The sequence below is a fragment of the Collinsella aerofaciens genome, from assembly GCF_015560135.1.
GTDB lineage: Bacteria > Actinomycetota > Coriobacteriia > Coriobacteriales > Coriobacteriaceae > Collinsella > Collinsella aerofaciens_AN.
Genome location: NZ_JADMRH010000008.1, coordinates 19740 through 37758, shown reverse-complemented (window position 1 = coordinate 37758; position 18019 = coordinate 19740). Strand labels below are relative to the sequence as shown.

At 60.6% G+C, this 18019-nt stretch carries 20 protein-coding genes; 1 reads left to right on the top strand and 19 read right to left on the bottom strand.

What is annotated here, in order from left to right; translation table 11 throughout:
• Positions 1–220: 220 nt before the first annotated feature.
• Genes I2H19_RS05000 through rpsP form a run of 8 tightly spaced genes read right to left on the bottom strand, consistent with a single transcriptional unit; the run spans position 221 to position 6692 of the window.
• The gene (locus I2H19_RS05000; protein WP_055250015.1) at positions 221–1096 is read right to left on the bottom strand and encodes a pyruvate, water dikinase regulatory protein; all 876 of its coding nucleotides are present in this window, start codon (positions 1094–1096) and stop codon (positions 221–223) included.
• A 34-nt stretch (positions 1097–1130) separates the two neighbouring features.
• Positions 1131–3227, bottom strand: coding sequence for a glycine--tRNA ligase subunit beta (gene glyS / locus I2H19_RS04995; protein ID WP_195621718.1), 2097 nt, complete (start codon positions 3225–3227; stop codon positions 1131–1133).
• 3 nt (positions 3228–3230) lie between these two features.
• Entirely contained in the window at positions 3231–4142 is a 912-nt protein-coding gene (locus tag I2H19_RS04990; protein ID WP_195621716.1) for a glycine--tRNA ligase subunit alpha, read from the bottom strand.
• A 59-nt stretch (positions 4143–4201) separates the two neighbouring features.
• Positions 4202–4765, bottom strand: a complete 564-nt coding sequence (lepB, locus tag I2H19_RS04985) for a signal peptidase I (protein ID WP_195239252.1) — start codon at positions 4763–4765, stop codon at positions 4202–4204.
• A gap of 2 nt (positions 4766–4767) precedes the next feature.
• Entirely contained in the window at positions 4768–5526 is a 759-nt protein-coding gene (trmD, locus tag I2H19_RS04980) for a tRNA (guanosine(37)-N1)-methyltransferase TrmD (protein WP_055250008.1), read from the bottom strand.
• Positions 5527–5536: 10 nt separating this feature from the next.
• A complete protein-coding gene (gene rimM / locus I2H19_RS04975) occupies positions 5537–6058 on the bottom strand; it encodes a ribosome maturation factor RimM (RefSeq protein WP_195621714.1) in 522 nt (173 codons plus the stop codon).
• A 4-nt stretch (positions 6059–6062) separates the two neighbouring features.
• Positions 6063–6308 (bottom strand): KH domain-containing protein, encoded by a 246-nt coding sequence (locus I2H19_RS04970; protein WP_171021534.1) that lies wholly within the window; start codon positions 6306–6308, stop codon positions 6063–6065.
• Positions 6309–6350: 42 nt separating this feature from the next.
• Entirely contained in the window at positions 6351–6692 is a 342-nt protein-coding gene (rpsP, locus tag I2H19_RS04965; RefSeq protein ID WP_022094749.1) for a 30S ribosomal protein S16, read from the bottom strand.
• A gap of 201 nt (positions 6693–6893) precedes the next feature.
• Here rpsP and dinB point away from each other — a divergent pair, with 201 nt between their 5' ends.
• Positions 6894–8150 carry a DNA polymerase IV gene (dinB, locus tag I2H19_RS04960; protein WP_195621712.1) on the top strand — a complete coding sequence of 419 codons (1257 nt, stop codon included), beginning with the start codon at positions 6894–6896 and terminating at the stop codon, positions 8148–8150.
• Between the two features lie 43 nt (positions 8151–8193).
• Here dinB and I2H19_RS04955 read toward each other — a convergent pair whose 3' ends face one another.
• The 11 genes from I2H19_RS04955 to I2H19_RS04905 all read right to left on the bottom strand — a co-directional run bounded on the left by I2H19_RS04955 (position 8194) and on the right by I2H19_RS04905 (position 18013).
• Entirely contained in the window at positions 8194–8934 is a 741-nt protein-coding gene (locus tag I2H19_RS04955; protein ID WP_040359946.1) for a transposase, read from the bottom strand.
• 137 nt (positions 8935–9071) lie between these two features.
• Complete coding sequence (rsfS, locus tag I2H19_RS04950; RefSeq protein WP_022094751.1) at positions 9072–9527, bottom strand: ribosome silencing factor; 456 nt, start codon at positions 9525–9527, stop codon at positions 9072–9074.
• A 27-nt stretch (positions 9528–9554) separates the two neighbouring features.
• Positions 9555–10088, bottom strand: coding sequence for a bis(5'-nucleosyl)-tetraphosphatase (symmetrical) YqeK (gene yqeK / locus I2H19_RS04945; protein ID WP_193221482.1), 534 nt, complete (start codon positions 10086–10088; stop codon positions 9555–9557).
• Positions 10089–10175: 87 nt separating this feature from the next.
• Positions 10176–10853 carry a nicotinate-nucleotide adenylyltransferase gene (nadD, locus tag I2H19_RS04940; RefSeq protein WP_089573445.1) on the bottom strand — a complete coding sequence of 226 codons (678 nt, stop codon included), beginning with the start codon at positions 10851–10853 and terminating at the stop codon, positions 10176–10178.
• Between the two features lie 3 nt (positions 10854–10856).
• Positions 10857–12323, bottom strand: a complete 1467-nt coding sequence (gene obgE / locus I2H19_RS04935; RefSeq protein WP_195621701.1) for a GTPase ObgE — start codon at positions 12321–12323, stop codon at positions 10857–10859.
• Positions 12324–12408: 85 nt separating this feature from the next.
• Positions 12409–12666 carry a 50S ribosomal protein L27 gene (rpmA, locus tag I2H19_RS04930; protein WP_006236075.1) on the bottom strand — a complete coding sequence of 86 codons (258 nt, stop codon included), beginning with the start codon at positions 12664–12666 and terminating at the stop codon, positions 12409–12411.
• 33 nt (positions 12667–12699) lie between these two features.
• Entirely contained in the window at positions 12700–13074 is a 375-nt protein-coding gene (rplU, locus tag I2H19_RS04925) for a 50S ribosomal protein L21 (RefSeq protein ID WP_035138585.1), read from the bottom strand.
• 67 nt (positions 13075–13141) lie between these two features.
• Positions 13142–13954 carry a TIGR03936 family radical SAM-associated protein gene (locus I2H19_RS04920; RefSeq protein ID WP_195621699.1) on the bottom strand — a complete coding sequence of 271 codons (813 nt, stop codon included), beginning with the start codon at positions 13952–13954 and terminating at the stop codon, positions 13142–13144.
• Complete coding sequence (locus tag I2H19_RS04915) at positions 13951–15828, bottom strand: TIGR03960 family B12-binding radical SAM protein (protein ID WP_195621697.1); 1878 nt, start codon at positions 15826–15828, stop codon at positions 13951–13953. The genes I2H19_RS04920 and I2H19_RS04915 overlap by 4 nt, the downstream gene beginning before the upstream one ends.
• 10 nt (positions 15829–15838) lie before the next feature.
• Positions 15839–16768, bottom strand: coding sequence for a YcjF family protein (locus I2H19_RS04910; protein ID WP_195621695.1), 930 nt, complete (start codon positions 16766–16768; stop codon positions 15839–15841).
• Between the two features lie 18 nt (positions 16769–16786).
• Complete coding sequence (locus I2H19_RS04905) at positions 16787–18013, bottom strand: FtsW/RodA/SpoVE family cell cycle protein (protein WP_152068245.1); 1227 nt, start codon at positions 18011–18013, stop codon at positions 16787–16789.
• Between the last annotated feature and the right edge of the window lie 6 nt (positions 18014–18019).

Below are 18019 nucleotides of genomic sequence, written 5' to 3'. Positions count from 1 at the left end.
CTATACGGCGGGTTTTGAGCGGGCTTAAGCAGAGGATGCGCGGTTTGGTAAACGTGCTAAAACTGGCGGTAAACGGTAGGTAAAGGTGGTTACCTTATGAAGAGACCACTTCAATAAACTTGCAGGTCAAATGCAAGTAATTTGCTAAATCGCTTTACCATTATCGTGCATTATTTTTAGTTAGTCTTTTTAGACGGGGCTTTTTAGCTACCCCAATAAGCTAGCTTTGTTGGGCTCGACGGGCGGCGCGGCGGGCGCGGGCTTCTTGGATTTCCTCCAAGTGGCTGATGATCTCGGAGGCGCTCTCCTCGATGGCCTTGCCGTCGGTACGTACCACAAAGCAGCCTAGGCGCTTCATGAGCGCACGGGCTTCCTCGAGCTCGCTGTGCACGCTCTCGGGCTCGGCATAGGAGCCGGCAACGGCACGAGCGTAGTCATCGCCCAAGCGGCTATCGCGAATTTCAGAAATCACATCGACGGTCGAAATCAGGCCGAACAGGCGCATCGGGTCAACCTCGTAAATCGACTTCGGCGGCTCCATGCCATGGGCCAACGGAACATTGGCAACCTTGTAGCCCTGATAAGCCAGATACATCGACAGCGGCGTCTTGGACGTGCGCGATACGCCCAGCAGCACGATATCGGCACCCGACAAATCGTCGCAACCGCGCCCGTCATCGTGCTCAACGAAATATTCCATGGCCTCGATACGATGGAAATAGCGGTCATCGGTCCTGTGAATCACGCCCGCGACGCCTTTGGGCGGCACACCGATGAGCGACGATAGCACGGCGAGCGTCGGACCGATCAGGTCGACCGAACGGATATGCAGCATGCCCAGGTAATCGAGCACGCGGGCGCGAAGCGCCGGATCGACAATGGTGTGAAACACGGCAATATCGCGATGGTCGGCATCGACGCGCGGGCCCACAAACGACTCCACCTGCTCCACCGAGGTCACCTTGGGCAGGCGCAACAAACGAAAAGCCCCTTCATCAAATTGCCCGGACGCCGCAAGCACCACCTCACAAGCGGTATCGCCGAGCGAGTCGGAGATAACGATAACGGTGGGACGAGCGGTGACCGGGCAATCCATGCGGGGCTCCTTTTGCGCTTATGCGCAGGCTAGCTTACTTTTTGCGGGCAAGCTCACCGATGTTGGCGATGCCGGAGAAAACGGCCTCGAAGCGGTTGAGCAGCTTAAGGCGATTATCGCGGAGCTGTTCGTCCTTGTCCATGACCATAACCTCATCGAAGAAACGGTCGATGGGCGCGCGCAGGGCGGCGAGGGCGGCAAATGCGGCCGGGTAGTCCTCGGCAGCAAGGGCAGCATCGACAGCAGTCTGAGCAGCCTCGGAAGCATCGGCAAGCGCGAGCTCGGCCTCGCCCATCAGGCTGCGGTCGTACTCCGCGCCCAGCTCGGACTTGGAGATATGCGCGGCACGGGCATAGGCCGTAGCCAGGTTGTCAAAGGTCTCGGCATCGTTCTTGCGGGCCTCGTCGAGGGCGGCGCAGCGGGTGAAGAAGACGGACGGGGCGATGATGTGCACCGCGGAGACGGCAGCAACGGTGTCGGCCGGGATCTTCTCGTCGCGGGCCATGCTCACCAGGCGGCCATGGAAGAAGTCGCGAACCTGCTGGGCGACTTCGGCGGCGTCAAACTCAATGCCCTGCTCACTATAGAGCTCGAGCGCAAAGTCGATAAGCGACGTGGGGTCGATCGGCAGGCGGTCGCGCAGGATGTTGATGATGCCGATAGCGGCACGACGCAGCGCATAGGGGTCCGAAGAGCCGGTCGGGGGCTCGCCGATGGCAAAGATACCGGCGATGGTATCGAGCTTGTCGGCGCAGGCCACGATGCAGCCAGCGGTGCCCTCGGGCAGCTCGTCACCGGCAAAGCGGGGACGATAGTGATCGCGAATGGCGTGGGCGACCTCGTCGTTCTCCCCCATCGCGGTCGCGTAATAACCGCCCATCACGCCCTGCTGGCTCGTGAACTCGACAACGGCGTTGGACACCAGGTCGGCCTTGCACAGGTGCGCGGCACGGCCGGCATCGGCGGCAAGGTGGGCGCCCAGATGAGCCTCGCGGGCAATAGCGAGCGCGAGCTGCTCGATGCGCTCGGACTTGGCGAGCACGCTACCGAGCTTCTCCTGGAAGGCAACCTTGGCCAGACGCTCACGGAACTCGTCAAGGGAAATCTTCAGGTCCTCCTCGTAGAAGAACTTGGCGTCGTCCAGACGGGCGCGCACGACGCGCTCGTTGCCGTCGATCACGCGCTCGGCATTCTCGGGCTTGCTGTTGGAGACGACCACGAACTCACGCGTGAGCTTGCCCTCGCCGTCATAGATCGGGAAGTAGCGCTGGTTGGTGAGCATGGACTCGCAGATGATCTCGTGCGGGACCTTGAGGAACTCCTCATCGAAGGTACCAACGAGCACCGTCGGCCACTCGCAGAGGTTGATGACCTCCTCAAAGACCTTCTTGGGCGTATCGACATGGCAGCCGGGACGGGCAGCCTCGACCTCGGCGATACCGGCAAGGATGGCCTCGCGACGACGCTCGGCAGAAAGCACGCCGGCGTCCTCGAGCACCTGCTCGTAGACGGCGGGGCTGGCGACCACATGGTCACCGGGGCCAAGCACGCGATGACCACGCGTGGTATTGCCACTCGTCACGTCGGCAAACGACACGGGCACAACGTCCTCGCCCAGAAGGCAGCAAATCCAGCGGACCGGACGAACAAAGGTCGCATGCTCGTGACCCCAGCGCTGAGAGCGGTAGTTGGGCCACTGCAGGCCAGCGATAGTCTTCTCGCACAGGGCCGTCAGGATCGGGGTGGCCGGGGCGGAAGGGATGTTCTTCTCGGCAAAGACGTACTCACGGCCGTCGGTGTCCTCGCGACGGACCAGATCCTCGGCAGCCACACCGCACTTGCGGGCGAAGCCCTGGGCGGCCTTGGTGGCGTTACCGTCGGCATCGAAGGCGATGTTGGCCGCGGGGCCGCGCTTGACCTCGTGAACCTCGTCGGTCGCGGTGGCGACGTCGGCAACGAGCGCAGCCAGGCGGCGCGGGCTCGAGATCACGCGGACCTCGCCGTGGGCCAGACCGGCCTCGTCGAGACCCTTGGCGATCATGGTGCCAAGCTGCTTGACGGCATTGTTCAGCGGTGCGGAGGGCATTTCTTCCGTACCGATCTCAAACAGGAAATCCTTAGCGTCTGCCATGGCTTACGCCACCTCGCCTTCCTGGTCGGCATTCTCGTTGACTCCGGCGACCTCGGCCATATAGGCCTCGCAGCACGCCTTGGTGACGGCGCGGACGCGCAGGATGTAGTTGGCACGCTCGACCGCGGACAGAGCGCCGCGGGCATCGAGCAGGTTGAAAGCGTGGCTGCACTTCATGACGCAGTCATATGCCGGCAGCGACAGCTTGCGCTCCAGGCAGGAGTGGCACTCGGCCTCGTAGTCGTCAAACTTCTGACGCATCATCTCGACGTTGGCGACCTCAAAGTTATAGGCACTGAACTCGCGCTCGTTCTCAAGGAACACGTCGCCATAGGTCATGGGCGTGCCGTCGGGCAGGTAGCTCCACACCAAGTCGTAGACCGAGTTAACGCCCTGCGCATACATGGCAATGCGCTCTAGGCCATAGGTGATCTCGACGGGTACGGGGTCGACCTCGATGCCGCCTACCTGCTGGAAGTACGTAAACTGCGTGACCTCCATGCCATTGAGCCAGACCTCCCAGCCAAGGCCCCAGGCGCCAAGGGTCGGGCTCTCCCAGTCGTCCTCGACAAAGCGGACGTCATGGTCGTTGGGATCCAGGCCAATGGCGGCAAGAGACCCCAGGTAAAGCTCCTGGGCGTTGACCGGAGAGGGCTTGATGAGCACCTGGAACTGATAGTAGTGCTGCATGCGGTTGGGGTTCTCGCCGTAGCGGCCGTCGGCGGGACGGCGGCAGGGCTGCGCATAGCAGGTGCGCCACTCGGCGGGACCGAGCGAGCGCAGCGTGGTCGCGGTATGGAAGGTACCGGCACCGACCTCGGAGTCATAGGGCTGCATAATGACGCAGCCCTGCTCGCCCCAGTACTGCTGGAGGCGCAGGATGATGTCTTGGAAGGAAAGCGATGAAGCGTTCATGCCTCTAATATCCCCTCGTCGAAACGATTACACGGTTAGGTACTGTACTATAGCGGTTTTTAGTCGATAGCGCCCAGACGGTTGAGCGGCCAGTAACGCACGAGCGCCACGGCGATCAGATCCGAACGGTCGACGGGACCAAAGTAGCGTGAGTCGGCAGAGTTTTCGCGGTTGTCGCCCATCACCCACACGCACCCGTCGGGAACGGTGTAGGGATAGCTTACCTGAGCGCCGGGCGCTTGGACCGAAAGTGGCCAGCTCATGCCCGTCGTATAGTCCTCGTCGAGCGCTTGGCCGTCAACGACCACCTTGCCATCCTGCAGGTCGACCGTCTGGCCGGCCGTGGCAATAACACGCTTGACAAGAACATCATGCTCGGAGGTGCCATCGGGGTTGTGAAACACCACGATATCGCCCTGCTTGACGGGCTGACCGAGCTCGAGGCTCACCTTTTGTGCCAGGATCTGGTCGCCAATCTCGATCGTGGACTCCATGGAGCCGGTGGGCACCACAAAGGGCTCGACCACAAACGAGCGAATCAAGAAGGTGGCGACCAATGCGATCGCGATGACCGCAATCCACTCAAAAGCGCCCCTCAACGCGGAATGCTGCGATGGAACCATTCTCACTCCTCGCTCTGCGAATACGAAGCGTCCAAAATCTCCTGCGCGTACGCACGCTCTTGGGGCGTAAGGCGCGCCGTCTCGATCAGATCGGGACGCCAGCGGCAGGTGCGCTCGATGGCGTTCTTGCGACGCCAGGCATCGACCTTGGCGTGATCGCCACTCACGAGCACCGGCGGCACGCCCTCGCCGTTGAACTCGGCGGGACGGGTGTACTGCGCGTACTCGAGCAGGCCTCCGTCCTCGGCGGTCGAGAACGACTCGTCCACATTGCTCATCTCGTCGCCCAGGGCGCCGGGAATCAGGCGTACGACGGCATCGGCAACGACCATAGCGGGAAGTTCGCCACCCGTAAGCACGTAGTCGCCGATCGACAGACGCTCATCGGCATACGCATACGCACGCTCGTCGACGCCCTCGTAGCGGCTGCACACAAACAGCAGGCGCTCACTTTTGAGCAGGCGCTCGGCCACATGTTGCGTAAAGGGCTCGCCACAGGGGGTGAAGAACACTACGGTGGGCTTGGGACCCTCGGAGCTGATGGCCTCGATGGCCTCGGCAATAGGCTCGACCTTCATGAGCATGCCCTGCCCGCCGCCGTAAGGCTCGTCATCGACGGTACGATGGCGGTCGTGCGTCCAGTCGCGCAGGTTATACGCCTTAAAATCAAAAAGGCCGGCCTTGCGGGCGCGGCCCAAGATCGATGTGGACATGACGGGCTCAAACATCTCGGGAAAGACCGAAAGGGTCTCGATCAGCATGTTGTCCTCCCTACTTGTCCATATCGATCAGACCGTCCATAACGTGGACGGAAATTGTTCCTGTGTCGGGAAGATCGAGCACGACCTGCTCGATCACGGGAATCAGTACCTCGCCGTACCGATCGCCCTCAACAACCCAAACATCGTTAGCGGGCGTCGACATGATCTCTACGATCGTGCCGAGCAAACCGAAGCGCTCGTCGACCACCTCGCGACCCATCAGGTCGGTATAGGCAGCGTCGAGCGAATCGAGCTCAAAATCGTCACGATTTGCCAGCACGTAGCATCCCGTGATGCCCTCGGCGGCCGTCAAGTCGTCAATGCCCTCAAACGAGACCAGATCGCCATCGCCCGTATCGGTGACGGACACGACCGTGCAAAAGCGGTCGCGCTTGAGCGCCGGCGGCGTCAGGGCGACGCGCATACCCGGCTCTAATACAGAAGGAAGCCCCCGCAGCGGCTGCGCGAGGACCTCCCCCTTCCTTCCGTGCGGCTTGACCACACGGGCGATGTTTTTGTACTGGGACCTCAAGGTCCTAGCCCAGAACCTCTACCTCGACAGCAGTGTCGAGGCGAGCGGCCAGTGCACGGGCGAGCGTGCGAATGGCCTTGATGGTACGGCCACGACGGCCGATGACCTTAGCGACGTCATCCTCGGCGACCGAAACCTCAATCGTAGAGGCGTCGTCACCATCGATGACCTCAAGGCTCACGGAATCCGGGTCGTCGACGATCTGAACAACGAGATATTCGACGAGATCGGCGATGCGATCTGAGAGCATTGCCTCACCCTCGAGCTGTGCAGCGTCAACCTCAGGCACGATTTACTCCTCGGCGCCCTCAGCGGCCTCAGCGGCAGCCTTAGCGGCCTCGGCCTCTTTGGCGAGCTGCTTCTTGGACTTCTTGACGACGGTCTCGGTCTTCTCGCCCTCGTTGGCGGCCTTGACCAGAGCGGCGACGGCGTCGGTGAGCTGAGCGCCCTTGGACTGCCAGTCGGCGATCTTCTCGAGGTCGAGGTTGATGGTCTTGGGGGCGGTCATCGGGTTGTAGCGGCCAACCTCCTCGATGATACGACCGTCACGCGGGGCGCGGGAATCGGCGACGACGACACGGTAGTACGGACGCTTCTTAGCGCCGTGACGAGCAAGGCGAATCTTGACTGCCAAAGGAAACTCCTCCAACCAAGCAGCTTTAGGCTGCAACTACAAACAAACAGTTGAACATAATACGCCATCGACGCGGGCAGGTGAAGTCCGTGAGACCAACTTCTTCGGTGTAGTCGAGGGCAAATCCATATCTTAGACAAGAATTCGGGATTTGCAAGCACATACACGCGCCCCACATGAGCTGCGCGGTATACTCATGACATGGAAAGACGCGAACATACATACGGTTATGAGGATGCCATGGGCGTCACGCCGCCTCCCTGGACGGGTCCGGCGGTGGGCCTCATGGACCTCGATGCGTTTTTTGCGAGCGTGGAGATGCTCGATCATCCCGAATGGCGCGGAAAGCCACTCATCGTGGGCGGAGACGCCGATTCGCGTGGCGTCGTGTCCACGTGTTCGTATGAGGCGCGGCGCTTTGGCGTGCACTCTGCCATGGCCTCGGCCGAGGCGCGGCGCTTGTGCCCGCAAGCCATTTGGACACACGGGCACTTTGACCGATACCGCGAGGTGAGCGCGCAGGTCATGGCGATTCTCGCCGAGGAGACGCCGCGCGTGGAGCGCGTATCCATCGACGAAGCCTTTATCGATATCACACCGGGTCGCTTTGCGCCCGAAGACCCGCTGCTGGTTGCGCGGCGTATAAGCGACCGCGTGGCAGGGCTGGGAGTGACCTGCTCCATTGGCGTGGGCTGCAACAAGACGGTCGCAAAAATCGCAAGCGAGCGGGATAAGCCGTTTGGGCTGACCATCGTGCGCCCCGGAACCGAGCAGCGCTTTTTGGCCGCGCTGCCGGTATCTGCCATGAGTGGCATCGGGCGCTCGGCCGAGGAGCGACTGCGCCGCATGCGCATCTACACCCTCGGCGAGCTATCACGTGCACCGGAATCCACCTTGGCCTCTATTTTTGGCGTCAACGGCGAACGCATGCGCCAGCGTGCGCTGGGACTCGAAATCTCCGAAGTCACGAGTCTCGATGAAGAGCGCGAGGTCAAGTCGGTCAGCAATGAACGCACCTTTGCTAAAGATTTGACTGAGCGTGGGGATATTGAGGCGGCGATTGCGCTGCTGGGCGAGTCAGTGGGACGCCGTCTGCGCCGTCAGGGACTAACAGGCGCCACGGTAACGCTCAAGCTCAAGTATTCGTATGGAAACGGTCGCTCGGCACAGCGCCGGCTGCCTCATCCGACCGACGATGAGAACATCTTCGTGGCGGTTGCACTCGAACTGCTCGGCAACATCTGGCAGGAAGGAATGCACGTTCGCTTAGCAGGCATCGGCATGAGCGACTTCGACCACCAAGGCGGCATCCAGACCGACCTGTTCTGCGAAATCGACGACCGCGGAGCCCAATCCAGCGACCGACGCGACCTCTCCGTCGCCATCGACGCCGTCCGAGACAAATTCGGTGACACCGCCCTATCCTTCGGCCGTCAATCCCGCTTCTCCTCCCAATGAAAATGATTATTCTAGGACGGGGATTTTTTAATCATTTGGAGCGTCATTTCGCCCTTTGAATGATATTGGTCCCAATTCCCGTCAGACGCGAAATCTGGTCAATCGTAAACCCCCGATGCCTCAACACTGCCAGAAGACGATTTCGCTCTGATTTCGGCAAAGTTTTAAGCTGATAAGGCTCATGAGGAGCCAAAAGAGCCCGGGCAACTTCCAGCGCATCCATATCGGAGATATGCTTACCTTCGGGCATAAAATAGGGATTAGGCTTGCCGTCGGTACTCGAAAGATAAAACGCTTCCGTACCCCCAAACAGATTGAGAATACCTTCACAATCACAAATTTCGGGATGAGAGAAATACTCATGGAAGCTGCTCCAGCGATACAGAGGAGCAGAAGAAATACCTGCTTTTGCAGGATTGTCGTGTATGTATCGGACGCAACGGAGCAGCTGTTTGTCGTCAGAAATGATCACACTCTTGAATCGTTCCTGGAACACCGGTCCGCGGCGACCGGTTTTTTGATTGAAGTGTTTCGCATATGCCGTATCAATCGCATGCATAGCAACGCTCATCTGATTATCGAGATCATCAAATAGCAGGTGAACATGATTGTCCATGAGGCACCAGGCAAGAAGACGAATATGAGCGGACGTAAATCGTCTGTTCAATAGATTGAGAAAATAAAGGCGATCGTCATCGTCTTCGAAGATCAGCTGGCCAGCACAGCCCTTGAGCATGACGTGATAATGGCCGAGTTCGGACAACGCACGGGCAACACGAGTCATCGAAACCCTCCCTTCCAAGGATGCAGTAGTCACAGCATACAAAAGGAAAGGAAGAAAAGGGCCGAACCGCCCAACAAAGGTGAGCGGTTCGGCAAACGGTAGCAATGATTATTTTATCCCCGTCCCAGAAAAATCATTTAGAGGAGGTTGAGGGGGAGCTGGGGGGCGTCTCCCCAGAGTTTCTCGAGGCGGTAGAAGTCGCGGGCTTCGGGAGTGAAGACGTGGACGACAACCGAACCATAGTCCATGAGCATCCAGGTCTTCTGCTCGCGGCCCTCGATGGAGAACGGATGCTCGCCGCAAGCCTCGGCGACCTTCTCCTCGATCTCGTCGACGATCGAATCGACCTGGCGATTGTTGGTGCCGGTAGCGAGCACAAAGTAGTCGCACACGTCGGAAAGCTCGGTCAGGTCGAGCACCTGAACGTCCTCGCCCTTCTTGTCGTAGGCGGCCTGCGCGGCGGCGCGGGCGACATCCTCGGCAGCGACACCGCTCGCGGACAGCGAGGCGGCGGTGCGGTCGGACGTGGCGGCGAAGCTCTTGTGCTCCACACCTTCAAGAATCTGCTCGTCGGTCATGGTCTCGTCGGCCATGGAATACCTCTTTCTAGACAGCCCGAGCTAGCGCAGCTGGGCGTAATGGTTGTAAATCGTAATAGCCGTGGGATAAAGATAGCGCCCGGACTGGATCACATAGACCAGACCTTGCGCAAAACAGGAGAAGAACAACTCATCGAGCGTCGACTCCCCCACCATCTTGCGCAGCGCATGCGCATAGTCGCCGTGGCGGTTGGGCTCGATGGCATCGGCCACAAAGACCACCATATCGAGCGGCGTCATGTCGCAGGCACCCACGGTGTGACGGTCGACAGCCTGGAAAACGGCCGGCGACAGCTCGGGAAAAAGCTGCGGAAGCTCATAGGCGGCAACAGGGCCATGCAAAAGCGGCGTCGCGGCGGAAGGAGAGCCGGCAATCTTAATGCCGTAATGCAGAGCGCGCGTGACCAGCTCGTCGTCGGAGAGCACTTTGTCCCAGTCATGGATCAGGCCGGCGGCAGCGGCATCAAAGCGGTCAACGCCGTAGACCTCGGCCAGATGAAGTGCGGTCTCGGCAACACCCAGCGAATGCACATAGCGCTTGCGCTTATCCTTCATGCGAACATCGAGCAGCTCTTGAATGCGCTTGAGCAGCGCGCGCTCATCGCCCTCAAACTGATCCTCTACCGACAACGTAGACCCCCATCACTCAAAATCTTCTTGGCCCAAATCGGCATATAGCCTGCGTTTGCGAATGTAGCCGAGCACGGACTCGCTCGTAAGATAGCGCACGCTCATACCGCGAGCTACTCGCTTACGAATGTTCGTCGAGCTGATCGCCAGCGCCGGAATCTGAATATAGCGCACGTCGAACGGCAGCCCCGACTCTTTGATTCGGGCACGCGCCGTATCGATATCAAAGCCCGGTCGTGTCGCCGCAATAAAGGTAGCAAGCTCAGCGATTCGTTCGGCATCATGCCAGGTAACAATATCGATAATCGCGTCGGCGCCCGTAATAAAGTAGAGCTTTACCTGCGGCGGGTAAAAGTCGCGAAGGGCATGAAGCGTATCGGCCGTATAGGTTACACCCGGACGGTCAATCTCGAACCGACTCGCCAAAAAGGCCGGGTTCGCAGCGGTGGCGAGGACCGTCATGGCATAACGGTCCTCGGCAGGCGTCACCGGCTTGTCAAGCTTAAAGGCAGGCGTGCCCGCCGGCATAAAGAGCACGGCATCCAAGTCGAGGGACTCACGCGCCTGCTCAGCGGTCACCAGGTGCCCGTAATGGATGGGATCAAAGGTGCCACCCATAATGCCGAGCCTAAACTCCTGCCCGTCCTCTAGAGGAAGCTCGGGCAGACCGATTCCACCGCGCAGCGACATGGCTTACTCGCCCTCCGAGGTCTCGGCATCGTCCTCGGCATCCGCCGCATCGACAACCTCGACGCCCTCGTCCGCAGCATCGGCCACGTCAATGGCCTCGACGGCAACGTCCTCGCCAGCATCCTCGAGCTCTTCGTACTCCGAGAAGTCCTCGGCGCCCTCAAAGTCAAAGGCGCGCTGGCAAATGCGGACCTCGTCGCCCGCACGGCAACCGGCCTTCTCGAGCGCGTCGTCAACACCCATACGCGCAAACTTATGCTGCAGGTAAATGACGGCTTCCTCGTTTTCCCAGTCGGTCTGGATGACCATGCGCTCGATGGCACGACCGACCACGCGGAAGGCACCGGGCTCTTCCTGGACAATGCGGAAACGCTTCTCGCGCTGCAGGCGGCGACGCTCCCACTCCTCGTCGTGCAGGTCGACCGGCTCATCGGAGACCGCCAGCTCGGCGCGGAGCTTGGCCACCTGCTCACCCACGGCAAGCATCAGCGTGTTGAGGCCGGCGCCCGTCACGGCAGACACGGCAAAGAACATATGGCCATCGTCGAGCGCTGCACGCTTGAGGTCGGCAATCTTATCGGCCGTGCCCGGCGCGTCGCACTTGTTGGCAACGACAATCTGCGGACGCTCCGAAAGCTCGGCGCCATACTGCTCGAGCTCGCGGTTGATGATGCGATAGTCCTCGACCGGATCGCGATCCTCAAAACCACCCGTCATGTCGACGACATGCATGATCAGAGCCGTACGCTCAATGTGGCGCAGGAACTGGTGACCCAGGCCCTTGCCCTCGCTCGCGCCCTCGATGAGACCGGGGACGTCGGCAACGACGTAAGAATATTCGCCGGCACGCACCATGCCGAGGTTCGGCACGAGCGTGGTAAACGGGTAGTCAGCGATCTTGGGGCGGGCGGCACTCATGCGCGCAATGAGCGATGACTTACCCACCGAGGGAAAGCCCACGAGCGCGGCATCAGCCATAAGCTTCATCTCGAGCTCGATCCAGTGCTCCTCGGCCGGCTCGCCCAGCTGAGCGAACGCGGGCGCGCGGCGCACCGACGTCACAAAGTGCGTGTTGCCCAGGCCGCCGGCACCGCCGGGCGCCACGACAACGCGCTCGCCATCGTGAACGAGGTCGGCAATCTCGAACATCGGGGTCTGCGTCTCGGGATCGAGCTCGCGCACCACGGTACCCATAGGGACCTTGAGAATCAGGTCCTCGCCGCTCTTACCGTTACGACGGGCACCCTGCCCGTGCGTGCCGCGCTCGGCGCGGAAGTGATGCTTAAAGCGGTAATCGATCAGCGAAGACAGCTGAGCATCGGCCTGAATGACGACATTGCCGCCACGACCGCCGTCGCCGCCATCGGGGCCGCCCTTGGGGACAAATGCCTCGCGCCTAAACGACATGCATCCGGCTCCGCCGTCGCCGCCGCACACGTTAATGCGGCTGATATCGGTGAACTGTGACAACAGAATCGCCTCCTACAAAAAAGAGGGAGACCCTTGAATCCTAAAACTCAAGTGCCTCCCACATATGTGCTCTATGAAGGGTGAATTACGCGTTCGCGAGCGGGCGTACGCTGACCCTGTGCTTGATACCCTTGTGGAACTCAACGGTACCGTCGACCAGCGCGAACAGCGTGTCGTCCTTGCCACGGCCAACGTTCTCACCCGGGTGGATGTGCGTGCCGTGCTGACGGACGAGAATCGTGCCCGTGGTTACCGTCTGGCCGGCATAGCGCTTCGTGCCAAGGCGCTGACCGCGGGAGTCACGGCCATTACGGGAGGAACCGAGTCCTTTTTTGTGTGCCATTGTGTATACCTACTCTTTCGTTACGAGTGTAATCTACTCGGCGACGGGAGCCTCGGCAACAGCCTCAGCCTCTGCCTTGACAGCCTTCTTGGCGCGGGAGGTAGCCTGAACCTTCACGATCTTCAGCTTGGTGAGCTGCTGACGGTGACCCTTCAGACGACGATAGCGCTTGCGCTTGTGGAACTTGAAGACCAGCTGCTTCTCGCCCTTGAACTGCTCAACGATCTGAGCGGTAACCTTGGCCTTGGCCAGCTTGTCGGGATCGGTGACGATCTTCTTACCATCGTTGAGGAAGATAACCGGCAGGGTGACCTTGTCGCCCTCATTGCCCTCGATCTTCTCGACGGTGATGACATCGTCGGTGGCGACCTTGTACTGCTTGCCGCCCGTGTTAACGATTGCGTACATGTTTACTTGCCCTTCATGCATCAGTTAGTGCAACAGCCGAATATAGTAGCAGGCGAAAATACCCCCGTCAACGAGTATGTGGAGCAAATCCACAAGTTCGCACAGGTATGGGGCTGACGAGTCGGCCCTCGTCGTCCTCGCATGCTTGATTCTGACGCTCGACATCGTAGGAGCAGATGGTCACGAGGTCTTGCATACCGGTGGAAACAATAGGTGCATCCACGCCCGGGGTCAAGCCCTGCAACAAAACATCAGCCGCAGAAAGCAAAATTTCCGGACGCATGGAGCCCTCGTTGTCGGCATGGGTGTCGAGCATGAGCACCAAATGGTCCGGGCGCTCCCCCGCCGTGAGCTCATAGCCCACGAGCGTGTGATCCAAATCTAAGCGCTTGCTCTTTTTGCCGCGCGCGTAGTCGATGCCATGGTCCGCGCGCAGCGTGTCGATCGCACGACGCACCTCATCGTCGCTTACGGGCGCCTCGGGGTCCAGATGCAGGTCGATGCGATACGACAGGCGCGTAAGCTGCGCCGTCAACGCCGGCGTGCGCACGTCGATGTACGCCGCCTCGATGGGTGCCAGATCGGCCGGAGACGCCGCAGCCAGGCGCCCAAACGCCTCGTCGAGCGCCACGAACTCGGTCATAAACAGGTCACACCACTCGCAGGTCGACGACGTGCCCACCGGTAGCGCCGAAGAGAAGCCAACGCGCATGTGCGGAGAGAAGCCCTGCGTGACGGCATAGGGAAGTCCCGCACGGCGCACGATGCGCTCAATGGTATGGATTACTTCGAGATGGCCCAGGTACTTAAGGCGATCGCGCTTGCCATAGCGAACACGAAGCCTAAAGAGCGAGGGGTTGTCGGTCAGGCGCTCACTCATGCGCGATCACCCATCAATACATTCTTGGCGTGGAGCGTGGGGCAGATCCCGCAGCCGGTGCACGACGTGCGGGTGCAGTCGGGAGTCGTGACGCCCTCGAGCGAGCGACGGTACTCGCGCTCGAGGAAGCCGCGCGTGCAGCCGGGGCTCACGTGCTCCCACGGCAGGCGCCAGTCCAACTCGTAGGGCAGGTGCACGAACTCATTGAGGTCTATGCCGTTTTTGGCAGCAGCTTCCTTCCAGTTATCGAGCGAGAAATGCTCTACCCAGGCGTCAAAGCGAGAGCCCGAGCGCCAAGCATCGATGATGACGGGCGTCATGTCACGACCGGCGCGGGACAGCGCGGCCTCGATGAGCGAGGTCTCGGCATCGTGGTAATGAACGCGGACGGCACGGTTGCGAACGCTCGTGATAAGCAGCTTCTGGCGACGCTTGACGTCGTCGTAGTCGAGCTGCGGGCACCACTGGAACGGCGTGGCAGCCTTGGGGATAAAGACCGAAACCGAGATCGACACCGAGATCGAGCCGCGACGAGCCTTGGGCACCACGGAACGACCGAGCTCCAGCACGTGATCGGCCAGATTGGCGATGGCCACGATGTCCTCGTCGCGCTCGCCGGGAAGGCCCATCATAAAGTAGAGCTTCATGCGGTTCCAGCCGGCCTCGAAGGCCGCCTTGGCCGCACGGTCCAGGTCCTCCTCGGTCACGTTCTTGTTAATGATGTCGCGCATGCGCTGGCTGCCGGCCTCGGGCGCGAACGTCAGGCCGCCCTTCTTTTCGCCGGCGACCGACTCGGCCATATCCACGCCAAACGAATCCAGGCGCTGCGACGGAATAGACACGCGAATGCCCGTATCTTCCAGACGGCGGTTCAGGCGACCGAGTACATCGCGGATGCAGGAGTGATCGGTGGTCGAAAGCGAGGTCAGCGACACCTCGTCATAGCCGGTCTTTTCCAGACCCTGAATCACCGACGAGACGATCTGGTCGGCCGAGCGCTCGCGCACCGGGCGATACGTCATGCCGGCCTGGCAAAAACGACAGCCGCGGGCGCAGCCGCGCAGGATCTCGATAGACAAACGGTCGTGGACCAACTGCGCATAGGGCACGCACGACTGCGACAGCGGATTCGTGGCGCCGAAATCCTCGACGACGCGCTTGTAGACCACGGTCGGCGCATCCTTGCCTTCACGCGGCACGGTGTAGCCATGCGGCGAGCAGGGCTCGTCGTGACGAACCTCATAGAGCGACGGCACGTAGTTGCCGGCAATGGATGCAAGCTGCTCGACAATCTGCGCGCGCGGGACCCCTTCGTCACGCAGGCGGCGATGCAGCTGGCAGGTCTCGAGCAGCGATTCCTCGCCCTCACCGATGAGGATGGCATCGAAGAAGGCCGCGTACGGCTCGGGGTTGTACACCGAGGGGCCGCCGGCGATGATAATGGGGTCGTCCTCGGTGCGGTCAGCCGCTAACAGCGGAATACCAGCGAGGTCGAGTGCCTCGAGGAAGTTCGTCACCGCCATCTCGTGCGGCACATGCAGGCCGACGATATCAAACGAAGCGACCGGCGCTGCACCCTCGAGCGAGAGCAGCGGAATGCCCGCCTCGCGCATAGCGTCGCCCATATCGGGCCACGGCACATAGCCGCGCTCGCAGGAGATGCCCTCGGCCTGGTTAAGGATGTTGTAGAGGATGGCGATACCCTGGTTGGGCAGACCGACCTCGTACACATCCGGGTAGATCAGGCAGCAACGGTAGTCGGCATCGGCCTTGGAAAGCGTGCCCCACTCGTGATCGATATAGCGGCTCGGTTTCTCGACCTTGGCGAGCAACGGCTCAATTAAATGAAAACAATCTTGGTATGCAACGCGCAACGGAAAACCCCTAAGCAGCGAGATCTGATGCGTCCTGATAGGACGCCATAGGACGGGTAGCGCCCGCGACCGTGGTCACCAGATCGCGAACGCGGGAGAACGTGGCAGTGACCACCTCGTTGGCACGGCTGTAGTCGACATCGCGCTCGTAGAGCGAAACGAGCGCACGGCCCATGCCATAGGTGCCCGCGGCAGCAGTGAGCGCCTTGACGGCAAACCCAATATGCGGCGTCTGCTTGACGAGCGCGCGGGTGACCGCGCGGATCACAAGACCGCCGGCAAGCACGCCCGCGACCTCGTAGCCACGCTCTGGCTTAATGCCGCGTCCAAAGACGGCAGCGAGCTCAAAGAGCATGCCCACCTGCGCCAGCGCCATAACGGGATAATCGGCGCCCGGCAAAAACGCCAGCGCACCGGTCGCCATATTGGTGAGCGCGCACGAGGTGATGATACGATTGGCTGCCGCAATGCGCATAAAGGCAAAGTTCGCCGCAAAAGCCGTTTCCTTGTCGGTGCGATCGAGAATCCAGCGGGCAAGCGTCTCGAGCAGATACGTCTTATCGGTTGCTGCTACCACGCCAAGCATGGGCGTAGACTCCTCGATAAACGGCACCTCCACAGCAGACTCGGCAAGCACGCACACGGGCGCGCCGGCGATCACGAGCTCCTGCACGGCACTCTCCAAGCGGTCGGAACCACACGAGAGCACCAGCACCACATCGGTATCGGTCTTTGGGGCAATTCGCTCCTCCCCCAGACGCTCGACGCGCACAATGCCCGAGGTCGTCTGCGGCACAAAGGCGTCACGCACCGTCTCGGCCAGAAAGCGCGAGGCGGACGGATCCAGATAGACCGAGACGCGCACCGGCGTATCGGAATCCTTCTTAACGGACGCGCCCATCTTAAAAGCGCGGGTCAGCTTATCTACGGGAATTTTCATAGCAAACCCCTCCAGCGGTTACGCGGCGCCCGAACGATGCCGCCATATGGATTGTACGATACCCACCGTCAGCAGCTGAATCATCATCGAAGACGAACCGAAGCTAATAAACGGTAGCGGAATACCGGTAATCGGCATCATGCCGATGCACATGCCGATGTTTTCGAAAGTCTGGAACGCCCACATGCCAACGATGCCCACACACGAAAGACGCAAAAACAGCGACTCGCACTTAAAGGCGACGCGAATCGTCGAAAAGATCAGCAGCACGTAGAGGCACAGGAGCAAAAAGGAACCGCAAAAGCCAAAGGTCTCGGACAGGAAGGCGAAGACGAAGTCGGTGTGGAACTCAGGCAGAAAGCCGCCGGCCGACTGCGTCGCATGCCCCAGGCCCTTACCAAAGAAGCCGCCCGAGCCAACGGCGATAAGCGACTGCTGCAGGTTGTAGGCATCGTCCGAATCGGCATTATCGGGGTCGATAAAGACCGTCAGACGGTTCATCTGGTACTGCTTGATGAGCACATCGTGGCCGAGCAACGAATCAAAGACCGAATCGAGCGCCAGGACGAGGGCCACCAGGCCCACGAGCAGGGCCAGGGTCGACAGCACCCATTCGCGGCGTGCACCGCTCATACAGATGACGATGGCGCCCGAAACAAGCACGACCAGGCCCGAGCCCAGGTCGCCCATGGCAACGACGGCCAAAAACGGAATGGACAGCATGCCGCAGAGCTTGACGTAGTCGCGAACGGTATCGATGCGACCGTTATACTGCGAGCCAAGCGTAGCAATAAAGAAGATGGTGATGAGCTTGGCAAGCTCAACCGGCTGGAATGTCAAGCCGATACCGGGAATCTTGATCCAGCCCGTCATGCCCAGACCGCCCGTATAGGACAGACCTGGAATCTTGGGCGAGAGGATCACGATCAGGTCGATGACGAGCAACGCCGTCGAGAAATTGGAAATACCGCGCAGGTCGGTACGCCAGACCAGCACCGCCAGCACCGTACCGATTCCAATTCCCAGCAGATGGCGTGAGAACGAAGCGTCGGCCTTAAACTGCGAAGCCGACCAGATAATGATGGCGCCGTAGGCGACGAGGGCCACTGTAGCCACGAGCACACCGATATGCACCTTTTGGCGAAACGTGCCGCGCGAGGCCGAAAGTTGCTTGTTGACACGGTCCAGGCTGCTGCGAGAGCCGGTCTTGGTTGAACGGAACAGATCCGCCGGAGAAAAATCCATCGCAAC

Bases quoted from the DNA above. Each gene is read 5' to 3' on its own strand.
- I2H19_RS05000 (WP_055250015.1), bottom strand. From the start codon at position 1,096: ATGGATTGCCCGGTCACCGCTCGTCCCACCGTTATCGTTATCTCCGAC.
- glyS (WP_195621718.1), bottom strand. From the start codon at position 3,227: ATGGCAGACGCTAAGGATTTCCTGTTTGAGATCGGTACGGAAGAAATG.
- I2H19_RS04990 (WP_195621716.1), bottom strand. From the start codon at position 4,142: ATGAACGCTTCATCGCTTTCCTTCCAAGACATCATCCTGCGCCTCCAG.
- lepB (WP_195239252.1), bottom strand. From the start codon at position 4,765: ATGGTTCCATCGCAGCATTCCGCGTTGAGGGGCGCTTTTGAGTGGATT.
- trmD (WP_055250008.1), bottom strand. From the start codon at position 5,526: ATGCTGATCGAGACCCTTTCGGTCTTTCCCGAGATGTTTGAGCCCGTC.
- I2H19_RS04970 (WP_171021534.1), bottom strand. From the start codon at position 6,308: ATGCTCTCAGATCGCATCGCCGATCTCGTCGAATATCTCGTTGTTCAG.
- dinB (WP_195621712.1), top strand. From the start codon at position 6,894: ATGGAAAGACGCGAACATACATACGGTTATGAGGATGCCATGGGCGTC.
- I2H19_RS04955 (WP_040359946.1), bottom strand. From the start codon at position 8,934: ATGACTCGTGTTGCCCGTGCGTTGTCCGAACTCGGCCATTATCACGTC.
- rsfS (WP_022094751.1), bottom strand. From the start codon at position 9,527: ATGGCCGACGAGACCATGACCGACGAGCAGATTCTTGAAGGTGTGGAG.
- yqeK (WP_193221482.1), bottom strand. From the start codon at position 10,088: ATGAAGGATAAGCGCAAGCGCTATGTGCATTCGCTGGGTGTTGCCGAG.
- nadD (WP_089573445.1), bottom strand. From the start codon at position 10,853: ATGTCGCTGCGCGGTGGAATCGGTCTGCCCGAGCTTCCTCTAGAGGAC.
- rpmA (WP_006236075.1), bottom strand. From the start codon at position 12,666: ATGGCACACAAAAAAGGACTCGGTTCCTCCCGTAATGGCCGTGACTCC.
- rplU (WP_035138585.1), bottom strand. From the start codon at position 13,074: ATGTACGCAATCGTTAACACGGGCGGCAAGCAGTACAAGGTCGCCACC.
- I2H19_RS04920 (WP_195621699.1), bottom strand. From the start codon at position 13,954: ATGAGTGAGCGCCTGACCGACAACCCCTCGCTCTTTAGGCTTCGTGTT.
- I2H19_RS04910 (WP_195621695.1), bottom strand. From the start codon at position 16,768: ATGAAAATTCCCGTAGATAAGCTGACCCGCGCTTTTAAGATGGGCGCG.
- I2H19_RS04905 (WP_152068245.1), bottom strand. From the start codon at position 18,013: ATGGATTTTTCTCCGGCGGATCTGTTCCGTTCAACCAAGACCGGCTCT.